This is a genomic window from Mesorhizobium sp. 2RAF45 (assembly GCF_052115225.1).
In the GTDB taxonomy this organism is placed as follows: domain Bacteria; phylum Pseudomonadota; class Alphaproteobacteria; order Rhizobiales; family Rhizobiaceae; genus Mesorhizobium; species Mesorhizobium jarvisii.
In genome coordinates this window covers 105,249-125,327 of sequence record NZ_JBFRGG010000007.1, presented here as the reverse complement: position 1 = coordinate 125,327, position 20,079 = coordinate 105,249, and the positions used below count along the sequence as shown (strand labels likewise).

Here is a 20,079-nt window from a genome sequence, read left to right as displayed (position 1 = left end):
AGGAAGTCGATTTAAAAGCTTGGCTACGCCCTCACAAACCCCTCGCTGGCCCTGAGCAGATTGCGCGTATAATCCTCTGTCACGCGGTGCGCGACAAGTTGGGCCGCCGTGAGATTCTCGACCGCCTCGCCGCTTTGCATCACCATCAGCCGCTCGCACATATGGGTGATGATGGCGAGGTCGTGGCTGACCATCAGGAAGGTCAGCTTGCGCCGTCGGCGGACCTCTTCCAAAAGGTTGAGCACTTCCGCCTGCACCGAGGCATCCAGCGCCGAGGTCGGCTCGTCGAGCAGCAGGATCGAGGGTTCGAGGATGAGCGCACGTGCGATCGCCACGCGCTGGCGCTGGCCGCCCGACAACTGATGCGCGTAGCGGAAGCGAAAGCCGTTGCCGAGGCCGACCTCGTCGAGCGCGCGTTCGATGCGCTTCTCGCCATCGGCAAAGCCGTGGATGGCAAGCGGTTCCTGCAGCAGGCGGTCGACGGTCTGGCGCGGGTGCAGCGAGCCATAGGGATCCTGGAAGACCATCTGCACTTCGCGATAAAAGGCCTTGTCGCGGCGCGTGCCGAGCGTCTTGCCGTTGACGGTGATGCTGCCCGATGCGACCGGCGCGAGGCCGGCGATCGCCCTGAGCAGCGTCGACTTGCCGGAACCACTCTCGCCGACCAGGCCGAAGGATTCGCCTGACCTGACTTCGAGGCTGACGCCTTTCAGCGCGCGAAACCGGTCGAAGATCACTTCCAGCCCGTCGACGGTGATCGCAGCTGTCATGCCGCCCACTCCGGCTTGCGGTCGAGCACCGGCAGCGGGTGGCGCTCGAAGCCGATCCTGGGCATGCAGTTGAGCAGGCCGCGTGTGTAGGGATGCTGGGCCTGGCCGAGTTCGGAGGCCTTTAGCTGCTCGACCACCTTGCCGGCATACATGACGATGACGCGGTCGCAGAAGGACGAGACCAGGCGCAGATCGTGCGAAATGAAGATCAGCCCCATGCCGCGATCGCTGACCAATTTATCGAGGATGCCGAGCACGTCGAGTTGCACGGTGACGTCGAGCGCCGAGGTCGGCTCGTCGGCAATCATCATTTCCGGCCCGGCGATCAGCATCATGGCGATCATGGCGCGCTGGCCCATGCCGCCTGAGACCTCATGCGGATGCAGGTCGAAGACGCGTTTGGGATCGCGGATCTGGACCGCTTCCAGCATGGCCAGCGCGCGCTCGCGCGCTTCGGCCTTGCTGACTTTTTCGTGGGTGCGCAGCGTCTCGACGATCTGGCGGCCGATGCTCATCACCGGGTCGAGCGAGTATTTCGGATCCTGGAGGATCATGGCGATGCGGTTGCCCCGCAATGCCCGGCGCTGGCGCGGCGAGATGCCGAGCAGGTCAATGCCGTCGAAGGCCAGTTTCCTGGCCGATATCCTGGCCTGCGGCGGCGTCAGGCCCATGATGGCGCGGCCGGTCTGCGATTTTCCCGAGCCGCTTTCGCCGACAATGCCGAGCCGCTCGCGGCCGAGCGTGAAGGACACACCGCGCACGGCCTGGACCAGGCCGGTTCGGGTCGGAAAATCGACCCGAAGGTCGTCGACTTCAAGCAGTGTGCCGCTCATTGGTCACCGCTCCGGGGATCGAGGGCATCGCGCAGGCCGTCGCCGAGCAGGTTGAAGCCGAGGCTGACGATGAGAATGGCGAAGCCCGGCGCGCCGGCCACCCACCATTGATCGAGGATGAAGCGGCGGCCCGACGCGATCATCGTGCCCCACTCAGGCAGCGGCGGCTGCGCGCCGAGGCCGAGGAAGCCGAGGCCAGCGGCGGTGAGGATGATGCCGGCCATGTCGAGCGTCACCCGGACGATCAGCGAGGAGATGCAGAGCGGCATGATGTGGCGCAGCACGATGCGGAAGGGCGACGCGCCCATCAGCTGCACAGCCTTGATGTAATCGGAATTGCGCACCGTCAGCGTTTCCGCGCGAGCAATTCGAGCGTAAGGAGGCCATGAGGTGATGGCTATCGCCAGCACCGCGTTTTCGATGCCGGGGCCGAGGGCAGCGACAAAGGCCAGCGCCAGAACCAGCTTGGGGAAGGCGAGGAAGATGTCGGTGATGCGCATCAGGATGGCATCGGTCCAGCCGCCGGCGTAACCGGCGACGGTGCCCACCAGCAGGCCGATGGGGGCGGCGATGATGGCGACCAGGATGACGACATAGAGCGTCCAGCGCGAACCGTAGAGGATGCGCGAAAGGATATCGCGGCCGAGGTCGTCCGTGCCGAACCAGTGCTCGGCGCTGGGCGCCAGCAGCCGGGAATTCTTGAGATCACCGAAGGTCGGCGAATAGGGCGCCAGCACGCCGGCAAGGGCTGCGATGACCAGCAAGGCGATGATGATCAGCAGGCCGACAAAAGCCAGCCGGTTGGCCGAGAAACGCCGCCACGCGACATAGGCGCGTCCGAGCCTAGCCTGCATGCGCGAGGCCGGCCGCTCGCTGAGCAGCCAGTCGCGACGGCTCTGGATGGTGTCTGCGCTCATCCTGTCTTCGTCCTCGGGTCCAGCACGCGGTAGAGAAGATCCGACAGAAGGTTGATGGCGATGAACACCGAACCGATGACGATGGTGCCGCCAAGGACGGCATTCATATCGGCGTTCTGCAGCGAGTTGGTAATGTAGAGGCCGATGCCCGGCCAGGAGAAGACAGTCTCGGTCAGCACCGAGCCTTCGAGCAACCCAGCATAGGAGAGCGCGATCACCGTCACCATCGGCACCGCGGCATTGCGTAGCGCGTGGCCCCAGATGATGCGGGTTTCCGACAGGCCCTTGGCGCGGGCGGCGACGATGTATTCCTGCGCAAGTTCGTTGAGCATGAACGAGCGCGTCATGCGGCTGATATAGGCGAGCGAGAAATAGCCGAGCAGCGAGGCCGGCAAGATGATGTGGCGGAAGGCATCCCAGAAGACATCCCACTGACCCTGCATCGCCGAATCGAGAAGGTAGAAACCGGTGATCGGCGTGAAGGTGTATTCGTAGACGACATCGAGCCGAGCCGGAAAAGCCACCCATTGCAATTTGGCGTAGAACAGGACGAGGCCAAGCAGGCCGAGCCAGAAGATCGGCACGGAATAGCCGATCAGGCCAATGACGCGCACGATCTGATCGATGATGCTGCCGCGCCTGACCGCGGCCAGCACGCCGAGCGGCACGCCGAACAGCGCACCGATCAGTGTCCCCAGCGTCGCCAGTTCCGTCGTTGCTGGAAGGGCGCGGCGAATGTCAGTCATGACCGGGTTGGTGGTCAGCACCGATGTGCCGAAATCACCGTTCAGGGCATTTTTCACATAGATGTAGAACTGTTCGATCAGCGGCAGGTCGAGGCCCATCTCGCGGCGCGTGCGCTCCACGACATTGAGAGGCGCCCGATCGCCGAGCACCGCCAGCACCGGATCGATCGGGATGACACGGCCGATGAAGAAGGTCACCGCGAGAAGACCAAGATAGGTCGTGACCGCGATGACCAGGAAACGGCCGATCGCCGAGGCAATGGCGACCGCGCGGGCACTGCCGCGCCCGCTCTCGTTTTCAATCGCGCTCATGCGGCGCGTCCGTCGGCTTTATTCTTTCGAGACCGGGCCGACGAAGTTGCTGTCGAAGCTCGGACCAAGCGCGAAGCCCTTGAGGTTCTTGCGCAGCCCGGCCACTTCCAATTGCTGATGGATGATGACGAAGGGGCTGGTGTCGAGGATCTTCTGCTGCAAATCCTTGTACATATCAGCCCGCTTGCCTGCATCCTTCTCCAGCAGTGCCGCTTCGGTTTCCTTGGTCAGGTCCGAAATGTCCCAGGAATTGCGCCAGGCGAGCGTGTGCGACTTGCCGGCATCCGAATTGTCGGGGTTGGAGGCGAAGGTCTGGGCGTTGGAGTTCGGATCGAAATAATCCTGGCCCCAATTGCCGATATAGATGTCATGGTTGCGGGCGCGGTACTTGGTCAGCGTCTGCTTGCCGTCACCTGGAATGATCTCCAGCTTGATGCCGGCCTGGCCGAGCGTCTGCTGGATCGATTCGGCCATTCCGGTCGTCGGCTGGCCGGTGCGTACGTCCATGGTGACGCTGAAGCCGTCGGCCAGGCCGGCCTTGGCCAGCAATTCCTTGGCTTTGGCAACGTCGAGCTTGAAGGGATTGGTGTCGATGGCCCCGAGATCGCCCTTGGGCAGGAATGACTGGTGGATTTCGCCGATACCCTTGAGGATGGTCGAGCTCAGCGCATCGTAGTCGACCAGGTATTTGAAGGCCTGGCGAACCTCGGGCTTGGCGAGGTTCGGGTTCTTCTGGTTCAGGCTGATGTAATAGACCGTGCCCTTCGGCGCGCTGGTGGTGGTGAGATCGGCGTTCTTGGCGATGGCKTCGAGGTCGTTCGGCTCGAGGTTGCGGGCAACGTCGATGTCGCCGGCTTCGAGCGCCAGGCGCTGGGCCGAGCTTTCCTTCATGTTGCGGTAGATGACGCGGGCGAGCTTGGCCTTTTCACCGTGATAATTGTCGTTGCGCTCCATGACGACGGCTTCGTTGGCGCGCCATTCGCGCAGCTTGTAGGCGCCGGAGCCGGCATAGCCGGTCTTCAGCCAGGCATTGCCGAAGTCATTGTCCCATTTGTAGTCGGCGCTCGGCGTCACCGCGGCGACATGCTCCTTGACCAGCTTGGCGTCGACAACGGAAGCGACCGTGGCCGACAGGCAGTTCAGCACGAAGCTCGGCGCATAGGCCTTGTCGACGGTGAACTGGAAGGTGGTGTCGTCGATTGCCTTGGCCTTTTCGGTGACGTTGTCGCCGCTGATGCCGAACTGGTCGATGATGAAGGCCGGGCTCTTGTCCAGCTTGACGGCGCGCTCGAACGAATAGGCGACGTCGGCCGCGGTGATCGGATTGCCCGAGGCGAATTTGAGGCCTGGCTTGAGCTTGAACGTATAGGTCAGGCCATCGTCGGAGACGGTCCAGCTCTCTGCGAGATCTGGCTTGACCTTGGAGGTGTCGCTGAGGTCGAGACGGACCAGCAGGTCATAGGTGTTGCCGGTGACTTCGGCGGTCGACAGTTCGAACGCTTCGCCCGGATCCATGGAGATGATGTCGTCGATGGCGAAGCCCTCGACCAGCGTGTCGGCGGGTGTGACGGCGAAGGCGGGTGCTGCGCCAATAAGCAGCGCGGACACCGCCGCGCCCGCTAGCAAGGCACGCGAGCGAAGAGCAAACTTTTCCATCATCATGGTGATTGTTCCCTGTTTTGTTGGTTGTTGACCTGAGTTCCCGGCTCAGGATTGTAGAATTCTTGTCGGGGCCAAAGGACGGCCTCTAACCCCTTACCGTCGTGGTTTTTGTCCAATTGGTCAACAGCATATCCGGCCACTTTGTGACGGGCAACGAGCATTTGCAGAACGGCCTATTGAAGGCGAATGGCGGATGGCGCGTCGACGCATACGCCGACCGATCGAGGCAGCCGAACGAGAAAGATCTGCCAATTTTTGAGTTATTTCAGCGCGGTGACCAGGCCCGCATCGGGAAAGCAGGTCGCGGCCTGGCCATTCTTGGCCTGCCACTTGCCGATCGAACGGCGGGTCTTGAAGCCCGGCAGGCCGTCGGCGCTGCCGACATCATAGCCCTTGGCCTCCAGCGCCCGCTGCAGGGCGGCGATGTCGGAGCGATGGAGATCGCCGACCGGACCCCAGCTGCCGGAAAAATTCTGGTCGCCATGCGCAATGCGGTCGGCGCCGTGGCCGATGAACAGCGCATAGAGGTCGCTGGTGTTGTATTCCTTCAGCACATAGAAATTGGGGGTGGCGATGAAAGCCGGCCCGCTGCGGCCGGCCGGCATGAGCAGGAAGCCCTGCGCCTTCAACTCGCTCGCCGCAAACGGCTTGCCGCCGACTCGCTTGATGCCCATACCAGCCCACTCAGAGATCTTCTTGCCCTGATCGGGACCTTCCAGCGAGCAGGAGACGCTCTCGGGTACGGTCACCTCGAAACCCCAGCCGCGTCCCCTCACCCAGCCATAATGGACGAGATAATTGGCGATCGAGGCGAGCACGTCGGGCGTCGAATTCCAGATGTCGACACGTCCATCGCCGTCGAAATCCACGGCATGCTTGAGAAAGGAGGTCGGCATGAATTGCGGCTGGCCAAGCGCACCGGCCCAGGACGATTTCATCGCGCCGACCGGGGCCAGTCCGCGTTGGACGATTTCCAGCGCGGCCAAAAGCTCGGTGCGGAAGAAATCCTGCTTCGTCGACATGAATGCCTTGGTGCCGAGAACCTCGAAGGCGTCGTAAGGCATCTTTGCCGCGCCGAAGCCGGTCTCACGGCCCCAGATCGCCAGGAGGATCTCGCCGGGCACGCCATAGCGCTTTTCAATCGCGGCAAGCGTCCTGGCGTTGGCGGCTTCGCGCGCGCGGCCGCCTGACGTCACCGCACGAACCGTCTTCTCGGCGAAATAGGCGCCGGGCGAGCCGAACTCGGCCTGATGCTGCTTCTGCGGCGTCTTCGGCTTCTCGCCGGGCATGACAAGGTCGGGTAGCTTCAGATTGGGCTTTATGCCATCGAAGGCGGCATCGAATGTCTGCTTGGAAATGCCTTTGGCCTTGGCCTCGGGCCAGAGGTCGTTCTGCAGCCAGGCGCGGAATTGGTCGTCGATCTTGGCGGCCGAGGCGGGGGCAGAAAAGACGAGGAAGGCAAGCGCAGCCAGGAAAAATGCCAGACAGAGCTGGCGAAGTCCGCGTTCAGTATCGGTGCTTGGCACCAGCCTCGAAGGGCGCGCAACAATCATGATCCGCACCCTTCCCGCTAATTGCGTCAAAACGCCGTCCGTGAGCGCAGCGCGGCGGCGAGCGTGCCCTCGTCGAGATAGTCGAGTTCACCGCCGACCGGTACGCCATGCGCCAGCCTCGTCACCTTGATGTCGAAGCCGGACAGCTGGTCGGTGAGGTAGTGCGCGGTGGTCTGGCCCTCGACCGTTGCGTTGACGGCGAGGATGATCTCCTTGACCTCGCCGCCGGCGACGCGGTCGATCAACGAGCGGATGTTGAGCTGGTCGGGGCCGATGCCGTCGAGCGGCGACAGCGTGCCGCCGAGCACATGGTAGCGCACGTTCATGGCGGCTGCCCGCTCCAACGCCCAGAGATCCGAGACGTCCTCGACGACGATGAGGGTGGCGGCGTCGCGGCGCGGATCAGTGCAGATCATGCAAGGGTCCGATGTGTCGACATTGCCGCAAGTTGAACAGATGCGCACCTTGTCGGCCGCCTCGCCCATGGCGGCGGCGAGCGGCGACAGCAGCTGTTCCTTCTTCTTGATCAGATGCAGGGCAGCGCGCCTGGCCGAACGGGGCCCGAGCCCCGGCACCTTGGCCAGGAGCTGGATCAGGCGTTCGATCTCGGGACCGGCGATTCGCTTGGACATTGCTCTGATCTAGAGCAATTTCAGGAAAAGTGCGAAGCGGTTTTCCCGGGAAAAGCGCAAAGCGCTTTCCCATGGGAATTGCGTCAAAACAAATATTGGAGCGCTTTGGAACATCCCGCGTTCGCGCATGGTCGCCATGCTGCCACGCGAAGCCGTGGCGGTACGAATCAGTTGACCTCGAGCGGTCGAGACTGGCTGACGATCATCGCACCGATGGCGTCGGTGTTCTCAGGCGTCGACTGGAATCCCATCGCCGCCTCTTGCGGCGCACCCTGAACCGAGGAAATGACGCGGGTGTTCAAGGTTCCGCCGAAACGGGCGGCATCCGGTTCTTCCATCGGCTCCTGCATCGCGACCATTGTCGGCTTCACGGCCACGCGCGCCGACTTCGCCGCGGGCGCCGCAGCCGCGGTCATAAAGGTCTCTTGAGCCGGGGCGGTCTTGGTCTTGAGCTGGCGAGCCGGTTCCGCGGCGGCGGTCATGAAGACCTGCTGCGCCGGAGCGGTCCGGGACGTTTTGGCGGGGCGCGCCGGCTCGGCCGAGGCAACCATCGTCACCGGCGCGGCCGGTTTCACGATCTCGGACCCGGCCGAGGCAACCGCCACCATTGGTTCATCCGGCAGCGGCTGCCAGTTGCGGCCGCGCTTCTCGTAGAAAGCATTGCCGCCGGCAACCATGGTGTAGTGCATGTTCTTGTAGGGGAAGCGCAGACCCGCCGTGTGGAAATACATCGTGTTCTTCAGCTTGGCCTTGCGCTCGCCCTTGAGCACTGCATCGGCCGCTTCCTCGACATCGGGCATGGCGCGCGAATTCATCGGCCTGGTCATGACGCCCGGCGCGAATTGCCCCGGCTCGCCGACCACCTGGCAGATGGTGCTGCCGTGGTTGCCGGAGCGCAACCGGTTCATGACCACGGTGCCGACAGCGATCATGCCATCGCGGCTCGAGCGGTTGGATTCGAAGAACATCGCCCTTTCCAGGCACTCCCTGTCCTTCGGCGAGTGGCTGGAGGCGCGCGACGTCAGGAAGCTCGGCGTGATGGCATCTGTCAGGCCTGCAACAGACATGCCGTGCGAAGTGGTCTGGCTGCAGGCAGCCAAAAACAGGGGAGACGTGATGACGCCGAGCAACAGCGGCGTCTTCCATCGCGTAACGATCAACAGGTTACCCTCTCACTTCGATGCCCGCCCCCAGGCTGCGGCAAGAATGAGACACTTTCGGGCAAAATGATGGCCAAAACGTTATTAACAACGTACTGTTGCCGAAAAGGCACAATTTTGAGCCTTTCCAGATAGATCGAGCCGTCATTTCACGAAAGCGATGACCGCTCTCTCTTGGTTTCGCCGCAATTGCCGAGGGCAAACTGCGTCCCGTTTGTCCGGGGAATCGCTACCGCCCGGCCGCAATCGCAGCCGGCTGACCAGGCTCGAGCTCCTCGAATTTCTCTGAAAACAGGCCGCGCCTGAGAAACAGCGCCCGCGCGTCCCTGGCCGCCGGCGCGATCTTGCCCGGCCAGTCGCTGTCGATGAATTCGGCTTTGGTGAAATCGGGATTTGTTTCGGAGGCCGCCTCGAGGAATTCGGCGATCTCCAGCACGACAGCGCGCTCGTCCTTCGAAAGCGCCGACGTGCCGGCCTCGATCGACGGCCGGTGCACGAAATCCTCGAACAGGTAGAAGTAGCCCTTGATGCCGACAATATCGACGCCGGCATCGCAATCGGCCAGAATTTCCAGAATCTCGTAGATCCTGTTGCGGATACGTTGCTCGATCAGTCTTTCGGACGGCTCTTCGGTCATGGGCGCATCGCCGCTGAGTTAAACTTTCATGCATGCCGTTGCCCCAAAACCGCTGCACGGTCTTGGGCGAGACGCATCAGAACGGCAGTTTCATTCCCGGCGGGATCGGCAGGCCAGCAGTCAGCGCCTTGGTCTTTTCCTGCATGATCTGCTCGACCTTGGCCTTGGCGTCGTTGTGGGCGGCCAGAATCAGATCCTCGAGGATCTCGACCTCGTCCTCCTTGAACAAAGACGGGTCGATCTTCAGCGACTTCATCTCGAACTTACCACTCAAGGTGACGCTGACCAGGCCACCGCCGGCCTGGCCGACGGATTCGACCGTAGCGATCTCATCCTGCATGGCCTGGAACTTGGCCTGCATTTCCTTCGCCTTACCCATCAGGCCGAGAAGATCTTTCATGGTCCGATCCTTGTCTTGGTTTATCAGGTCTCGTCATCATCCGCCGGCGGCTCGACCGGCACTTCGGCTTCGGTCGCGTCTGCCTCCGGCGCGTCGGGAATGCGCACGTCGATGATCTTGGCGCCGGGAAAGCGCGCCAGGATGGCGGCGACAGTCGGATCGCTCTTGGCATCGAGGAAGGCATTTTCGCGCTTGGTCGATTCCATTTCGGCTAGTGTCTGGCCGCCCTCTTCCTTCGACAGCGACACCAGCCAGTTGCGGCCGGTCCAGGCGCGCAGTTTCGTCGTCAGGTCGTTGAGCAGCAGCTTGGGCGCATCGTCGGTCAGGCTGACGTCGATGCGGCCAGGCTCGAAGCGGACGGGACGGATGCAACGCTTGACCAGCACCTTGAAGGCTATGTCCCGCTGCGCGTCGGCAAGCGCAACGATGTCGGCCAGCGACCTGACCGGCACCTGCTGTGGCTCGGAAACCGGCGCGGGCGGTGCGACGAAGGCGGCCGGCGCCGGCGAGGCCTCGACCAGCCGCATGGTCTGCGCGCCACCGGAACCGGATGGCATGCGCGCCTGCGCCACCGCGCTGGCCGCGCCGCCATTGCCAGGACCGGCAGGGGCGCCATTCGGGCGCGGTGCGCCATTCTGAGCTGTTGCTGCCCCGTCCAGTGATCGCAACGCCTCGTCCAGAGTCGGCAGGTCGGCGGCGTGCGCCAGCCGGATCAACACCATTTCGGCGGCACTGACCGGCCGGTTGGAGGACTGCACCTCGGGAATGCCCTTGAGCAACATCTGCCAGGTCCGCGACAGCACGCGGACCGACAGCGCCCTGGCGAAATCAGCGCCGCGCTGGCGCTCGTCCTGCGACAGCGATGCATCGTCCATGGCGGTCGGCACGAAACGCAACCGGGTGACGAGATGGTTGAATTCGGCAAGATCGGTCAGCACGGCAGCCGGATCGGCGCCGGTGTCGTATTGCGTGCGGAATTCGGCGAGTGCCGCCGCCACGTCGCCCTTCATCACATGTTCGAACAAGTCGACGATGCGGGCGCGGTCGGCCAGGCCCAGCATGGCCCGCACCGCTTCGGCGCTGACGGCGCCGGCTCCGTGCGCGATCGCCTGGTCGAGGATGGAGAGCGAATCGCGAGCCGAGCCTTCGGCCGCGCGCGCGATCATCGCCAGCGCGTCGTCGTCGACCGAAATGCCTTCCTTGTCGGCGATCGAGGAGAGATGCGCGACCAGCGCGCCGGCGTCGATGCGCCTGAGGTCAAAGCGCTGGCAGCGCGACAGGACGGTGATCGGAACCTTGCGGATTTCGGTGGTGGCGAAAATGAATTTGACGTGCGGCGGCGGCTCTTCCAGCGTTTTCAGCAGGCCGTTGAAGGCCTGCGTCGACAGCATGTGCACTTCGTCGATGATGTAGACCTTGTAGCGGGCCGCGACCGGCGCATAGCGCACGCGCTCGATGATGTCCCTGATGTCGTCGATGCCGGTGTGCGAGGCGGCGTCCATCTCGATGACGTCGACATGGCGGCCTTCCATGATCGCCTGGCAATGCTCGCCGAGCACGGCGAGGTCGACGGAAGGCTGGTCGACGGTCGCGGTCTTGTAGTTCAGCGCCCGTGCCAGGATACGCGCCGTGGTGGTCTTGCCGACACCGCGCACGCCGGTCAGCATCCAGGCCTGGGCTATGCGGCCCGTGGCAAAGGCGTTGGTGAGGGTGCGAACCATCGGTTCTTGGCCGACCAGCTCGGAAAAATTCGAAGGACGGTATTTGCGCGCCAGCACGCGGTAGGCGGCGGCCTTTCCATTCTCCGGGCTTTTTGGCCCCGAATTTCCGGCTTCGCTCATTCGCCCGTTAAGCTCCAAAAGGCCGCGCCCCAAGGCGCCGTTCCTGCGCATAGTCTCGCCCGCGCTGCAATGCGTCGTCAATGTCGCGAGGAGGGCCGATGAGGTGGGAGGCTGGAACAATGACCCGTTCCGGGCTCGTTAGGGCTGCTTCCTTCCGGACCTGACCCGGTTGGCGAGTGGATCGTCCACCACCAACCTCCCGCTGTCCATATCGGCAATTGCGCGACGAAATGCAAGTGCGCAGGCAAATCGGCGCGATCACACAAGAGATTTGCTTGCAGCCCCGATGCAGCCGCTCTAGCGTTCATGGTTTGAAGAAACCAAGAAAAGCAAGGGAAACGCCGATGTTGCCGGGCCTGAAGGCCGGATTCACGCTGGATGCCCGGCTGGAGGCGGACAGCGAGCAGTTGATGTGGCTTGGGCTGTGCGAATTGCGGGTGATGAACGATCGCCGCTGGCCATGGCTGGTCTTGGTGCCGCAGCGGCCGGGCGCGGAAGAAATCCACGACATGACGCCGCTCGACCAGGCGATGCTGACCTTCGAGACCAATATGGTGGCGCAGGCGCTGAAGAAAGTCAGCGGCTGCACCAAGATCAACACCGGCGCGCTCGGCAATATAGTGCGCCAACTGCATATCCATATCGTCGCTCGGTCAGAAGGCGATCCCGGCTGGCCCGGCCCGGTGTGGGGGTATGGCCTGCGCGAGCCCTATCAGCGTTCCGACCTGCGCCGGTTTGCCGAAACCATAAGGGCGGCGCTATAAGCCTTCCCCAGTGTTTATTCCAAGACACGTTCATTCCCAGACATGTCCATCCCAAAGCATCAGAGACCGCATGAGCTTCCGCCTGTTTGACGCGCCTTTGCGCGAGCCGAGCCAGTTCGTCGGCTTTGCCGGCAATACGATCGACCGGCAATCCGAGAATCGAGCCGACGATTCGGTCGACAAGGCGCTGGCGGATCCAACGACGCGGCTTTTGCTGATGAATGGCGGCCGGCTCCACCTGAAGCTTGGTAATAGCGGCAGTCTCGATCCCTGGTTCGACGCCGCAGGGAGCGAACCCTTCAAGCCGTCCTTCGCCGGGGCTGTGCTGCTCGGCTTTTCCGAACAGGGGCCGGTGCTGGCGATGCCTGTCGCAATCGAGGCCGAACAGCTGCCCGGGACCGTCAAGGCGATCGACTATCGGTCGGTCTACATGCAAGGGCTGATCGACGAAGCGGCGGCGGGGGCGATGGCGCAAGGGGCGGCCCTGCTCGCCTGGCATGCCAGCCATCGTTTCTGCAGCAAATGTGGCACGCAATCGCAAATGCGGGCCGGCGGCTACAAACGCCATTGCCCGAATTGCGGCACCGAGCATTTTCCGCGCACCGACCCGGTGGCGATCATGCTGACGGCGACGCGGGAAAAATGCCTGCTCGGGCGCGGCCGGCATTTCGCGCCGGGCATGTATTCGGCGCTTGCCGGCTTCATCGAACCGGGCGAGACGATCGAGGCCGCGGTGCGCCGCGAAACGCTGGAGGAAGCCGGCATCCGGCTCGGCCGCGTCGTCTACCATGCCAGCCAGCCCTGGCCGTTTCCCTATTCGCTGATGATCGGCTGCTTCGGCGAGCCGCTCAACGAGGACATCCAGGCCGACCTCAACGAGTTGGAAGACTGCCGCTGGTTCGGCCGCGACGAGGTGCGTCTGATGCTGGCCCGGGAGCATGCCGACAATCTGGTCACGCCGCCGAAAGGGGCGATCGCGCATCACCTCATCCGCGCCTGGGTCGACAGCGAATACTGAAAGTCATTGCAGGAGAGACAAATGATCCGTCACACCGTCGTCTTCACGTTGAAGCACCCACCGCACTCGCTCGAGGAAAAGCGGTTCCTCGTCGACGCCAAGAAAATCCTGACGGCGATCCGGGGCGTCACGCATTTCGAGCAATTGCGGCAGATCAGCCCCAAGAACGACTATCGATTCGGCTTCTCGATGGAGTTCGCCGACCAGGCAGCCTACACCAGATACAACGACCATCCCGACCATGTCGCCTTCGTGCGCGACCGCTGGGTGCCTGAGGTCGAGAAATTTCTCGAGATCGACTATGTGCCGCTGGGCGCTGTGATTTAGATGATCTTGTAAAGTGGGAACCGGTTTTCTCGGACAAACGGTTTCCGTTTGTCCAGCGATCACGCTCAAGGCAATCAGTCAGCCACTTTCCACTGTTCACGCGACTCGCTGGCCGGGTAGACGCCCAGGATCCGCACTTCGCGGGAGAAGAAGCGAAGCTCGTCCAGCGCCAGCTTGACCAGCGGATCGTCGGGATGGCCCTCGATGTCGGCGTAGAACAGCGTCGCGGTGAAGGCGCCGAGCTGGTAGCTCTCCAGCTTGGTCATGTTGATGCCGTTGGTGGCGAAACCGCCCATGGCCTTATAGAGGGCCGCCGGCACGTTGCGGACGCGGAAGATGAAAGTCGTCATCATCTTGGTGTCGGCTGACGGCCGCTCGGCCCATTGCTTGCTCTTGGTCAGGACGACAAAACGGGTGACGTTGGAGTCCGTGTCCTCGACATTTTTCTCGATGATATCGAGCCCGTAGAGCGTCGCGGCCAGCGCCGGCGACAGCGCGGCCATGGTGCGGTCCTTGACCTCGGAGATCATCTTGGCGGCACCGGCCGTATCGCCGGCGACGACCGCCTTCCAGCCGTTCTTGCGGATGTATTTGCGGCACTGGCCAAGCGCGTGGATGTGGCTGTGCACGGTCTTGATCTCGTCGCGTTTGACGCCGGGCAGCACCATCAGCTGGAAATGGATCGGCAGGAAATATTCGCCGACGATGTGCATCCGCGATTCCGGCAGCAGATGGTGGATGTCGGCGACGCGTCCGGCGATGGTGTTCTCGATCGGGATCATGGCGAGGTCGGCCTTGCCGGTCTCGACCGCGTTGAACGCATCCTCGAAGGTCGGGCACGGCAACGGCTCCATCGAGGGATAGACGTTGCGGCAGGCGGTGTCGGAATTGGCGCCCGGCTCGCCCTGGAAGGATATTCTGTTGGTCTTTTCAGGCATGGGCCAGGTCTCGATTCACGGGTGTCGAAGGGATTTCTCAGTTTGAAAGGATGGTTCGGGCGCGCTCAAGGTCTTGCGGCGTGTCGACGCCGAGCGGCAGCGACCGGACGATCTCGGCGTCGATGCGCATGCCGGCTTCCAGCGCCCGCAACTGCTCCAGCCGCTCGCGGCGCTCCAGCGGCGACGGTTTCAGCGCGACGAAGCGTTCGAGCGCGGCACGCCGATAGGCGTAGAGGCCGACATGGTGATAGAGCGGCCCCTCACCCCAAGGTGCTGTGGCGCGGGTGAAATAGAGCGCCCTCAGCCGTGTGCCGGAGAGCGGCGAACCGACGATCTTGACGACGTTCGGGTTGGTCTTTTCCTCGTCGCGGACAATCTCGACGCAAAGCGTGGCAATATCCACCGCCGCGTTCTCGAACGGCCTGAGCGAGGCGGCGATGATGCCGGGATCGATGGTCGGCAGGTCGCCCTGCACATTGACGATCGTTTCGACCTTGCGTCCGGGATCGAGCGCGGCCAGCGCCTCGTGGATGCGGTCGGAGCCGGATTCATGGTCGATGCGCGTCATCACCGCCTCGAAACCATGCGCGCGCACCGCTTCGGCGACGCTTTGCGTGTCGGTCGCCACCACCACCCGGCCGAGGCCGGCTTCGGCCGCGCGGCGGGCGACATGGACGATCATGGGCGCGCCGGATATGTCGGCCAGCGGCTTGCCCGGCAGGCGGGTGGAGGCCATGCGGGCCGGTATCAGGATCAAGGTGGACATCGCTGTGGCAAGGCGTTCGAAAAGAGGAGGGGAAAAGTGGCAAAAAGTCTCACTGGCAGCGCCCTTATAGGTGTTGCAACGCCGGAGCAAAAGACCTAGTTTCCGCCCGATTTGACCGGCTCTGGAGGGCAGGTCTCGATACCGACGGACGGAGTGGACGGTTCGGTCCGCCGGAAAAGGGAGCAAGGGGCGTATGGATTCCAACGAAGTCAACAAACTGCTCGCCGGATTGCTCGGAACCGTTTTCGTCGTTTTCTCGGTCGGCCTGGTATCTGACGCGCTGTTTGCCTCGCCGGCTCCTGAAAAGCCCGGTTTCGCCATCGAGGCAGCCGAGCCCGCCGAAGGCGGCGCAGCAGCGCCGGCCGCCGCAGCCAAGCCGATCGCCGATCTGCTGCAGACTGCCAATGTCGAGGCGGGTGCTGCCGTCTTCAAGAAATGCCAGGCTTGCCATTCCGGTGAAAAGGGCGGACCCAACAAGGTCGGCCCCGATCTGTGGGACCTCGTCGACCGTCCTGTCGCCGAACATGAAGGCTTCGCCTATTCGGCCGGCATGAAGGAATTTTCCAAGGGCGGCACCGAGAAGTGGACCTACGACAACATCAACCACTTCATCACCTCGCCGAAGAAATTCGTGAAGGGCACGGCCATGGGCTTCGCCGGCCTGCCCAAGGACGAGGACCGCGCCAACGTCATTGCCTATCTGCGCACGCTGTCGGACAATCCCAAGCCGCTGCCGGCACCGGGTGCCGCCGCCGACGCCAGCGCGCCCGCCAAGCCGGCCGATGGCGCCGCTCCGGCGAAGCCGGCTGATGGCGCTGCACCGGCCAAACCTGCCGCTCCCGCGGCTCCGGCGGCACCGGCCAAATAACCGAATTGTCATCAAAGCGTTCATAGAAAAGCCGGGTTCTGCCCGGCTTTTTGTTAGGAAAAACGCATATGCGGCGACAAAGCCGCGCATGGCGGTTTTCACGAGCGCCAAATCATCTAGATTGCCCTTTCTGGATGGTCCGGAGAAACGCATCGCGAAGAGGATAGTGCATGACGGTTGGCCGAACGCTTCTCAGGTCGTTGCTGGCAGCGGCCCTTCTGGCGGCGGGACTGCAGGCGACCCTGGCCGACGAGTGGCGGACCACCTCATCGCTGATCGGCGATTCCAAGTACGGCGACAATTTTCAGCACTACGACTACGTGAACCCGAACGCGCCCAAGGGCGGCACGTTGAATTCGGTGCTGCTCGGCACTTATGACAGCTTCAACCCCTACATTGTTCAGGGATCGCCGGCGGCGGGGCTCGTCGGCTTCGGCGGCGGCCTGCTCTACGACACGCTGATGGAGCAAGCGACCGACGAGGGCAGCACCAGCCACCCGCTGATCGCCGACGCTTACAAATATCCGGCTGACTATTCCTCGGCGACCTACCGGCTCGACCCGCGCGCGAAATGGCATGACGGCCAGCCGATCACCGTCGACGACGTGATCTGGTCGTTCCAGGTGTTGAAAGCGAACAGCCCACAATACAGCCGCTATTTCGAGAACGTCACCGACGCGGTGGCGATCTCCGACCGCGAGGTCGAGTTCCATTTCAACCAGAAGGGTAACCGAGAACTGCCGAAGATCATCGGCGACCTCGCCGTGCTGCCGAAGCACTGGTGGGAAGGCACCGACGCCAATGGCAAGAAGCGCGACGTCACCAAGCCAACGCTGGAGATTCCGCTGGGATCGGCGGCCTACAAGATCGCCAGCTTCAAGCCGGGCTCGGAAATCGTCTGGCAGCGCGTGCCGGACTATTGGGCCGCCAAGCTGCCGGTGAAGATCGGCCGCGAGAATTTCGACACGCGCCGATATACCTACATCCTCGACGACAATGCCGCCTGGCTGGCTTTCACCAAGGGCGGATTGGAAGACATCAATCGCGAATACAGCTCCCGCAAATGGGCGACCGCCTATAATTTCCCAGCCATCCAGGCCGGTGACGTCATCAAGAAGGACTTCCAAACCCAATCGCCGCAGCCGATGCAGGGCTTTGTCCTCAACCAGCGAAGGCCGCTGTTCCAGGACCGGCTTGTCCGCGAGGCACTGACCATCCCGTTCGATTTCGAGAGCATGAATCGCACACTGTTCTTCGGCTTCAACACCCGCATGTCGAGCTATTTCCAGGGTACCGAATTGGCGTCGAGCGGGCTGCCACAAGGCAAGGAATTGGATATCCTCGAGAAATATCGCGACAAGCTGCCACCCGAACTCTTCACGCAGCAATTCAAGCTGCCGGTCTACGATTCGCCGCAGGCAGAACGGAAGTACCTGAAGCAGGCGGTCGATCTCTTCGCCAAGGCAGGCTGGGTGATCAAGGGCGGCAAGATGGTCAACGCCAAGACAGGCGCTCCGTTCAAGTTCGAGATCCTCGGTTGGAACGACACCGACCAGGTGATCGCCAGTCCCTATATCGCCAACCTGCGCAAGATCGGCGTAGACGCTTCCCTGCGCATCATCGATCAGACGCAGTACATCAACCGGGTCAACCATTTCGATTTCGACGTCGTCACGGGTCTGTTCGGCCAATCGGATTCACCAGGAAATGAACAGCGGGACTTCTGGAGCTCGAAGGCCGCCGACACGCCAGGCTCGCGCAATCTGATGGGAATCAAGGATCCGACCGTCGACGCCCTGGTCGACCGCATCATCTTCGCCACGGACCGCGAGGATCTTGTCGCCGCCACACATGCGCTCGACAGGGTGCTGCTGTGGAACTTCTACGTCGTGCCGCAATATTATCGATCGGCGGTCTGGCTGGCCTATTGGAACAAGTTCAAATTCCCCGACAAGCAGCCTGCCTATGTCGGTGCCGATATCGACTCCTGGTGGATCGACCTCGACAAGGAGAAGGCGCTGGCCGCCAAATACAAGGGCGGCAATTGATGACGATGCTGCCGCGCCGCGATTTCCTGGCATTGAGCGGGGCCGCCGCTGCCGCGGCCCTGTTGCCGGGCAGAGCCTTCGCCGATATCGCGACCGGCGTGAAATTGCATGGGCTCTCCGCCTTCGGCGACCTCAAATACAGACCGGATTTTGCGCATTTCGACTATGTCAATCCGGACGCGCCGGCTGGGGGTATCTTCAATTTCTCGCCGCCGAACTGGGGCTACAACCAGGATACTCAGACCTTCAACACGCTGAACTCCTTCACCGACAAGGGCGATGCGCCGCCGCGCATGGAGATGTGTTTCGACGGGCTGATGGTGCGCGCGCTCGACGAGCCCGACGCCGTATACGGCCAGATCGCCGACGGCGTAACGCTGTCGGACGACCGGAACTCCTTCACCTTCTCGCTTCGTCCCGAAGCGCGCTTCCATGACGGGTCACCGCTGACGGCACAGGATGCGGAATTCACCTTCTCGCTCTACAAGGACAAGGGCCACCCAGACCTGTCGCTGTCGCTGACACACATGGTCGAGGCCGTTGCCGTTGACGACCACACATTGCGGCTTACCTTTTCCGGCAAGCAATCGGCTCGCACCGTGCTCAACGTCGTGGAATTCCCCATCCTGTCGAAGGCTTTCTACACGGCCAATCCGTTCGACTCCTCGCAGTTGAACCCGCCGCTCGGCTCCGGCGCTTACAAGGTCGGCCGCTTCTCGGCCGGCGCCTGGATCGAATACGATCGGGTCGCGGATTATTGGGGCCGCCAACTCCCGGTCAATCGGGGACAAAACAATTTCGATCGTATCCGCATCGAATTCTACCAGAACCGCACCGCCGCCTTCGAGGCATTCAAGAAGGGCGAGATCACCTACCGCGAGGAATTCACCTCACGCGTCTGGGCGACCGCCTACGACTTTCCGGCACTGACCGCAGGCAAGGTGGTCAAGCACGAATTCCCGGCCGAGAAGCGACCGACGATGCAGGGAACGGCGGTCAATCAGCGGCGCGAACAGTTTCGCGATGCGCGGGTGCGCCAGGCAATTGCGCTTTGCTTCGATTTCGAGTGGACACGACGGAACTTCTTCTATGGCTCTTACGAGCGCTCGCAGTCCTGCTTCGAGAAATCGGATTTTCGCGCCGAGGGTGTACCATCCCTGCAAGAGCTGGCGCTGCTGGAGCCGCTGCGCGGCCAGCTCCCGGCAGAAGCGTTCGGCACGGCGGTAAGCCAGCCCACATCGGACGGCACCGGCCGTGATCGCAAGCTGCTTGGCCAGGCGGCAAAACTTCTGGCCGCGGCGGGTTGGAAACGGTCCGGCGATTTCGTCGTCAACGACAAGGGCGGCCGGCTTTCGGCCGAGTTCATGGTCGACGACGATACCTTCGTTCAGGTCTATTCGCCCTGGGTCGCCAATATGAAGGCGATCGGTATCGACGCCACGATCCGGCTGGTGGACTCGGCCCAATACCAGGCCAGACAGGCCACATTCGATTTCGATCTGCTGTCTGCCGCCTTCTCCTTTAGCGCGACACCGACGCGCGACGATCTCGAAGGTTTCTTCCATTCCAGATCTGCCAATCTCTCCGGCTCGCGCAACCTGCCGGGTGTCGCAAACTCGGCTATCGACACGCTGATCGACGCGGTGGGGGCCGCAAAGGACCGCGAAAGCCTGACCGTGGCAATGCGGGCGCTCGACCGGGTCTTGCGCGCGCGGTGCGATTGGATTCCTAGTTGGTTCCTGGCGAATCACCGAAGCGCCTATTGGGACATGTTCGGCTTTCCCGAGCAAAAACCCGATTTCGGCTTTCCGGTCGAGGCGCTGTGGTGGTTCGATAAGGGCAAGGCGGCAAAAATTGGCAAAGGCTGAGATCTCAGTCCAAAAAGGG

General features: G+C 62.8%; 19 protein-coding genes and 1 other RNA gene. 6 read left to right on the top strand and 14 right to left on the bottom strand.

Features of this window, described 5'->3' with window-relative positions; all coding sequences use genetic code 11:
- Positions 1-23: 23 nt before the first annotated feature.
- The 12 genes from AB4Z43_RS19950 to ffs form a co-directional block, all read right to left on the bottom strand.
- On the bottom strand, positions 24-770 hold the full coding sequence (locus tag AB4Z43_RS19950) for an ABC transporter ATP-binding protein (RefSeq protein WP_027047718.1): 747 nt from the start codon (positions 768-770) through the stop codon (positions 24-26).
- Positions 767-1,603 (bottom strand): ABC transporter ATP-binding protein, encoded by an 837-nt coding sequence (locus AB4Z43_RS19945; protein WP_064984599.1) that lies wholly within the window; start codon positions 1,601-1,603, stop codon positions 767-769. Before AB4Z43_RS19945 ends, AB4Z43_RS19950 begins: the two co-directional genes overlap by 4 nt.
- Positions 1,600-2,520 carry a nickel transporter permease gene (gene nikC, locus AB4Z43_RS19940; RefSeq protein ID WP_019863045.1) on the bottom strand — a complete coding sequence of 307 codons (921 nt, stop codon included), beginning with the start codon at positions 2,518-2,520 and terminating at the stop codon, positions 1,600-1,602. Before nikC ends, AB4Z43_RS19945 begins: the two co-directional genes overlap by 4 nt.
- Entirely contained in the window at positions 2,517-3,578 is a 1,062-nt protein-coding gene (locus AB4Z43_RS19935) for an ABC transporter permease (protein WP_019863044.1), read from the bottom strand. The genes nikC and AB4Z43_RS19935 overlap by 4 nt, the downstream gene beginning before the upstream one ends.
- 18 nt (positions 3,579-3,596) lie before the next feature.
- A complete protein-coding gene (locus AB4Z43_RS19930; RefSeq protein WP_441938786.1) occupies positions 3,597-5,240 on the bottom strand; it encodes an ABC transporter substrate-binding protein in 1,644 nt (547 codons plus the stop codon).
- Positions 5,241-5,500: 260 nt separating this feature from the next.
- The gene (locus tag AB4Z43_RS19925; RefSeq protein ID WP_019863043.1) at positions 5,501-6,793 is read right to left on the bottom strand and encodes a lytic murein transglycosylase; all 1,293 of its coding nucleotides are present in this window, start codon (positions 6,791-6,793) and stop codon (positions 5,501-5,503) included.
- 26 nt (positions 6,794-6,819) lie between these two features.
- The gene (gene recR, locus AB4Z43_RS19920) at positions 6,820-7,425 is read right to left on the bottom strand and encodes a recombination mediator RecR (protein WP_019863042.1); all 606 of its coding nucleotides are present in this window, start codon (positions 7,423-7,425) and stop codon (positions 6,820-6,822) included.
- 167 nt (positions 7,426-7,592) lie between these two features.
- Positions 7,593-8,585 carry a cell wall hydrolase gene (locus AB4Z43_RS19915; protein ID WP_064984597.1) on the bottom strand — a complete coding sequence of 331 codons (993 nt, stop codon included), beginning with the start codon at positions 8,583-8,585 and terminating at the stop codon, positions 7,593-7,595.
- Between the two features lie 229 nt (positions 8,586-8,814).
- Positions 8,815-9,222, bottom strand: a complete 408-nt coding sequence (locus AB4Z43_RS19910) for a hypothetical protein (protein ID WP_027047715.1) — start codon at positions 9,220-9,222, stop codon at positions 8,815-8,817.
- Positions 9,223-9,298: 76 nt separating this feature from the next.
- The gene (locus AB4Z43_RS19905) at positions 9,299-9,622 is read right to left on the bottom strand and encodes a YbaB/EbfC family nucleoid-associated protein (RefSeq protein WP_019863040.1); all 324 of its coding nucleotides are present in this window, start codon (positions 9,620-9,622) and stop codon (positions 9,299-9,301) included.
- A gap of 23 nt (positions 9,623-9,645) precedes the next feature.
- Entirely contained in the window at positions 9,646-11,463 is a 1,818-nt protein-coding gene (locus tag AB4Z43_RS19900; protein WP_038651993.1) for a DNA polymerase III subunit gamma/tau, read from the bottom strand.
- Positions 11,464-11,566: 103 nt separating this feature from the next.
- An RNA gene (gene ffs, locus AB4Z43_RS19895) (signal recognition particle sRNA small type) lies at positions 11,567-11,663 on the bottom strand.
- Positions 11,664-11,807: 144 nt separating this feature from the next.
- On the opposite strand from ffs, the gene AB4Z43_RS19890 reads away from it, so the two are divergent.
- The 3 genes from AB4Z43_RS19890 (at position 11,808) to AB4Z43_RS19880 (ending at position 13,572) form a co-directional block, all read left to right on the top strand.
- Entirely contained in the window at positions 11,808-12,227 is a 420-nt protein-coding gene (locus AB4Z43_RS19890) for an HIT domain-containing protein (RefSeq protein WP_019863038.1), read from the top strand.
- Positions 12,228-12,297: 70 nt separating this feature from the next.
- A complete protein-coding gene (gene nudC / locus AB4Z43_RS19885) occupies positions 12,298-13,245 on the top strand; it encodes an NAD(+) diphosphatase (RefSeq protein WP_441938785.1) in 948 nt (315 codons plus the stop codon).
- A 21-nt stretch (positions 13,246-13,266) separates the two neighbouring features.
- Positions 13,267-13,572, top strand: a complete 306-nt coding sequence (locus AB4Z43_RS19880) for a Dabb family protein (protein ID WP_019863036.1) — start codon at positions 13,267-13,269, stop codon at positions 13,570-13,572.
- A gap of 74 nt (positions 13,573-13,646) precedes the next feature.
- Here the strand turns inward: AB4Z43_RS19880 and AB4Z43_RS19875 are convergent, their stop codons facing one another.
- Together AB4Z43_RS19875 and AB4Z43_RS19870 are read right to left on the bottom strand one after the other, a co-directional pair.
- Positions 13,647-14,510 (bottom strand): prephenate dehydratase, encoded by an 864-nt coding sequence (locus AB4Z43_RS19875; protein ID WP_441938784.1) that lies wholly within the window; start codon positions 14,508-14,510, stop codon positions 13,647-13,649.
- A gap of 37 nt (positions 14,511-14,547) precedes the next feature.
- Entirely contained in the window at positions 14,548-15,276 is a 729-nt protein-coding gene (locus AB4Z43_RS19870) for a 3-deoxy-manno-octulosonate cytidylyltransferase (RefSeq protein ID WP_441938783.1), read from the bottom strand.
- Between the two features lie 193 nt (positions 15,277-15,469).
- Here AB4Z43_RS19870 and AB4Z43_RS19865 point away from each other — a divergent pair, with 193 nt between their 5' ends.
- The 3 genes from AB4Z43_RS19865 (at position 15,470) to AB4Z43_RS19855 (ending at position 20,060) form a co-directional block, all read left to right on the top strand.
- Complete coding sequence (locus AB4Z43_RS19865) at positions 15,470-16,144, top strand: c-type cytochrome (protein ID WP_019863032.1); 675 nt, start codon at positions 15,470-15,472, stop codon at positions 16,142-16,144.
- A gap of 170 nt (positions 16,145-16,314) precedes the next feature.
- Positions 16,315-18,192 (top strand): extracellular solute-binding protein, encoded by a 1,878-nt coding sequence (locus tag AB4Z43_RS19860; protein ID WP_069090924.1) that lies wholly within the window; start codon positions 16,315-16,317, stop codon positions 18,190-18,192.
- Entirely contained in the window at positions 18,192-20,060 is a 1,869-nt protein-coding gene (locus tag AB4Z43_RS19855; protein ID WP_441938782.1) for an extracellular solute-binding protein, read from the top strand. The genes AB4Z43_RS19860 and AB4Z43_RS19855 overlap by 1 nt, the downstream gene beginning before the upstream one ends.
- Positions 20,061-20,079: the final 19 nt, after the last annotated feature.

Coding starts and splice junctions, on each gene's coding strand:
- nudC (WP_441938785.1), top strand. CDS start 12,298: ATGAGCTTCCGCCTGTTTGACGCGCCTTTGCGCGAGCCGAGCCAGTTC.
- AB4Z43_RS19855 (WP_441938782.1), top strand. CDS start 18,192: ATGACGATGCTGCCGCGCCGCGATTTCCTGGCATTGAGCGGGGCCGCC.
- AB4Z43_RS19880 (WP_019863036.1), top strand. CDS start 13,267: ATGATCCGTCACACCGTCGTCTTCACGTTGAAGCACCCACCGCACTCG.
- AB4Z43_RS19890 (WP_019863038.1), top strand. CDS start 11,808: ATGTTGCCGGGCCTGAAGGCCGGATTCACGCTGGATGCCCGGCTGGAG.
- AB4Z43_RS19910 (WP_027047715.1), bottom strand. CDS start 9,222: ATGACCGAAGAGCCGTCCGAAAGACTGATCGAGCAACGTATCCGCAAC.
- AB4Z43_RS19860 (WP_069090924.1), top strand. CDS start 16,315: ATGACGGTTGGCCGAACGCTTCTCAGGTCGTTGCTGGCAGCGGCCCTT.
- AB4Z43_RS19945 (WP_064984599.1), bottom strand. CDS start 1,603: ATGAGCGGCACACTGCTTGAAGTCGACGACCTTCGGGTCGATTTTCCG.
- AB4Z43_RS19905 (WP_019863040.1), bottom strand. CDS start 9,622: ATGAAAGATCTTCTCGGCCTGATGGGTAAGGCGAAGGAAATGCAGGCC.
- nikC (WP_019863045.1), bottom strand. CDS start 2,520: ATGAGCGCAGACACCATCCAGAGCCGTCGCGACTGGCTGCTCAGCGAG.
- AB4Z43_RS19870 (WP_441938783.1), bottom strand. CDS start 15,276: ATGTCCACCTTGATCCTGATACCGGCCCGCATGGCCTCCACCCGCCTG.
- recR (WP_019863042.1), bottom strand. CDS start 7,425: ATGTCCAAGCGAATCGCCGGTCCCGAGATCGAACGCCTGATCCAGCTC.
- AB4Z43_RS19925 (WP_019863043.1), bottom strand. CDS start 6,793: ATGATTGTTGCGCGCCCTTCGAGGCTGGTGCCAAGCACCGATACTGAA.
- AB4Z43_RS19865 (WP_019863032.1), top strand. CDS start 15,470: ATGGATTCCAACGAAGTCAACAAACTGCTCGCCGGATTGCTCGGAACC.
- AB4Z43_RS19875 (WP_441938784.1), bottom strand. CDS start 14,510: ATGCCTGAAAAGACCAACAGAATATCCTTCCAGGGCGAGCCGGGCGCC.
- AB4Z43_RS19950 (WP_027047718.1), bottom strand. CDS start 770: ATGACAGCTGCGATCACCGTCGACGGGCTGGAAGTGATCTTCGACCGG.
- AB4Z43_RS19935 (WP_019863044.1), bottom strand. CDS start 3,578: ATGAGCGCGATTGAAAACGAGAGCGGGCGCGGCAGTGCCCGCGCGGTC.
- AB4Z43_RS19900 (WP_038651993.1), bottom strand. CDS start 11,463: ATGAGCGAAGCCGGAAATTCGGGGCCAAAAAGCCCGGAGAATGGAAAG.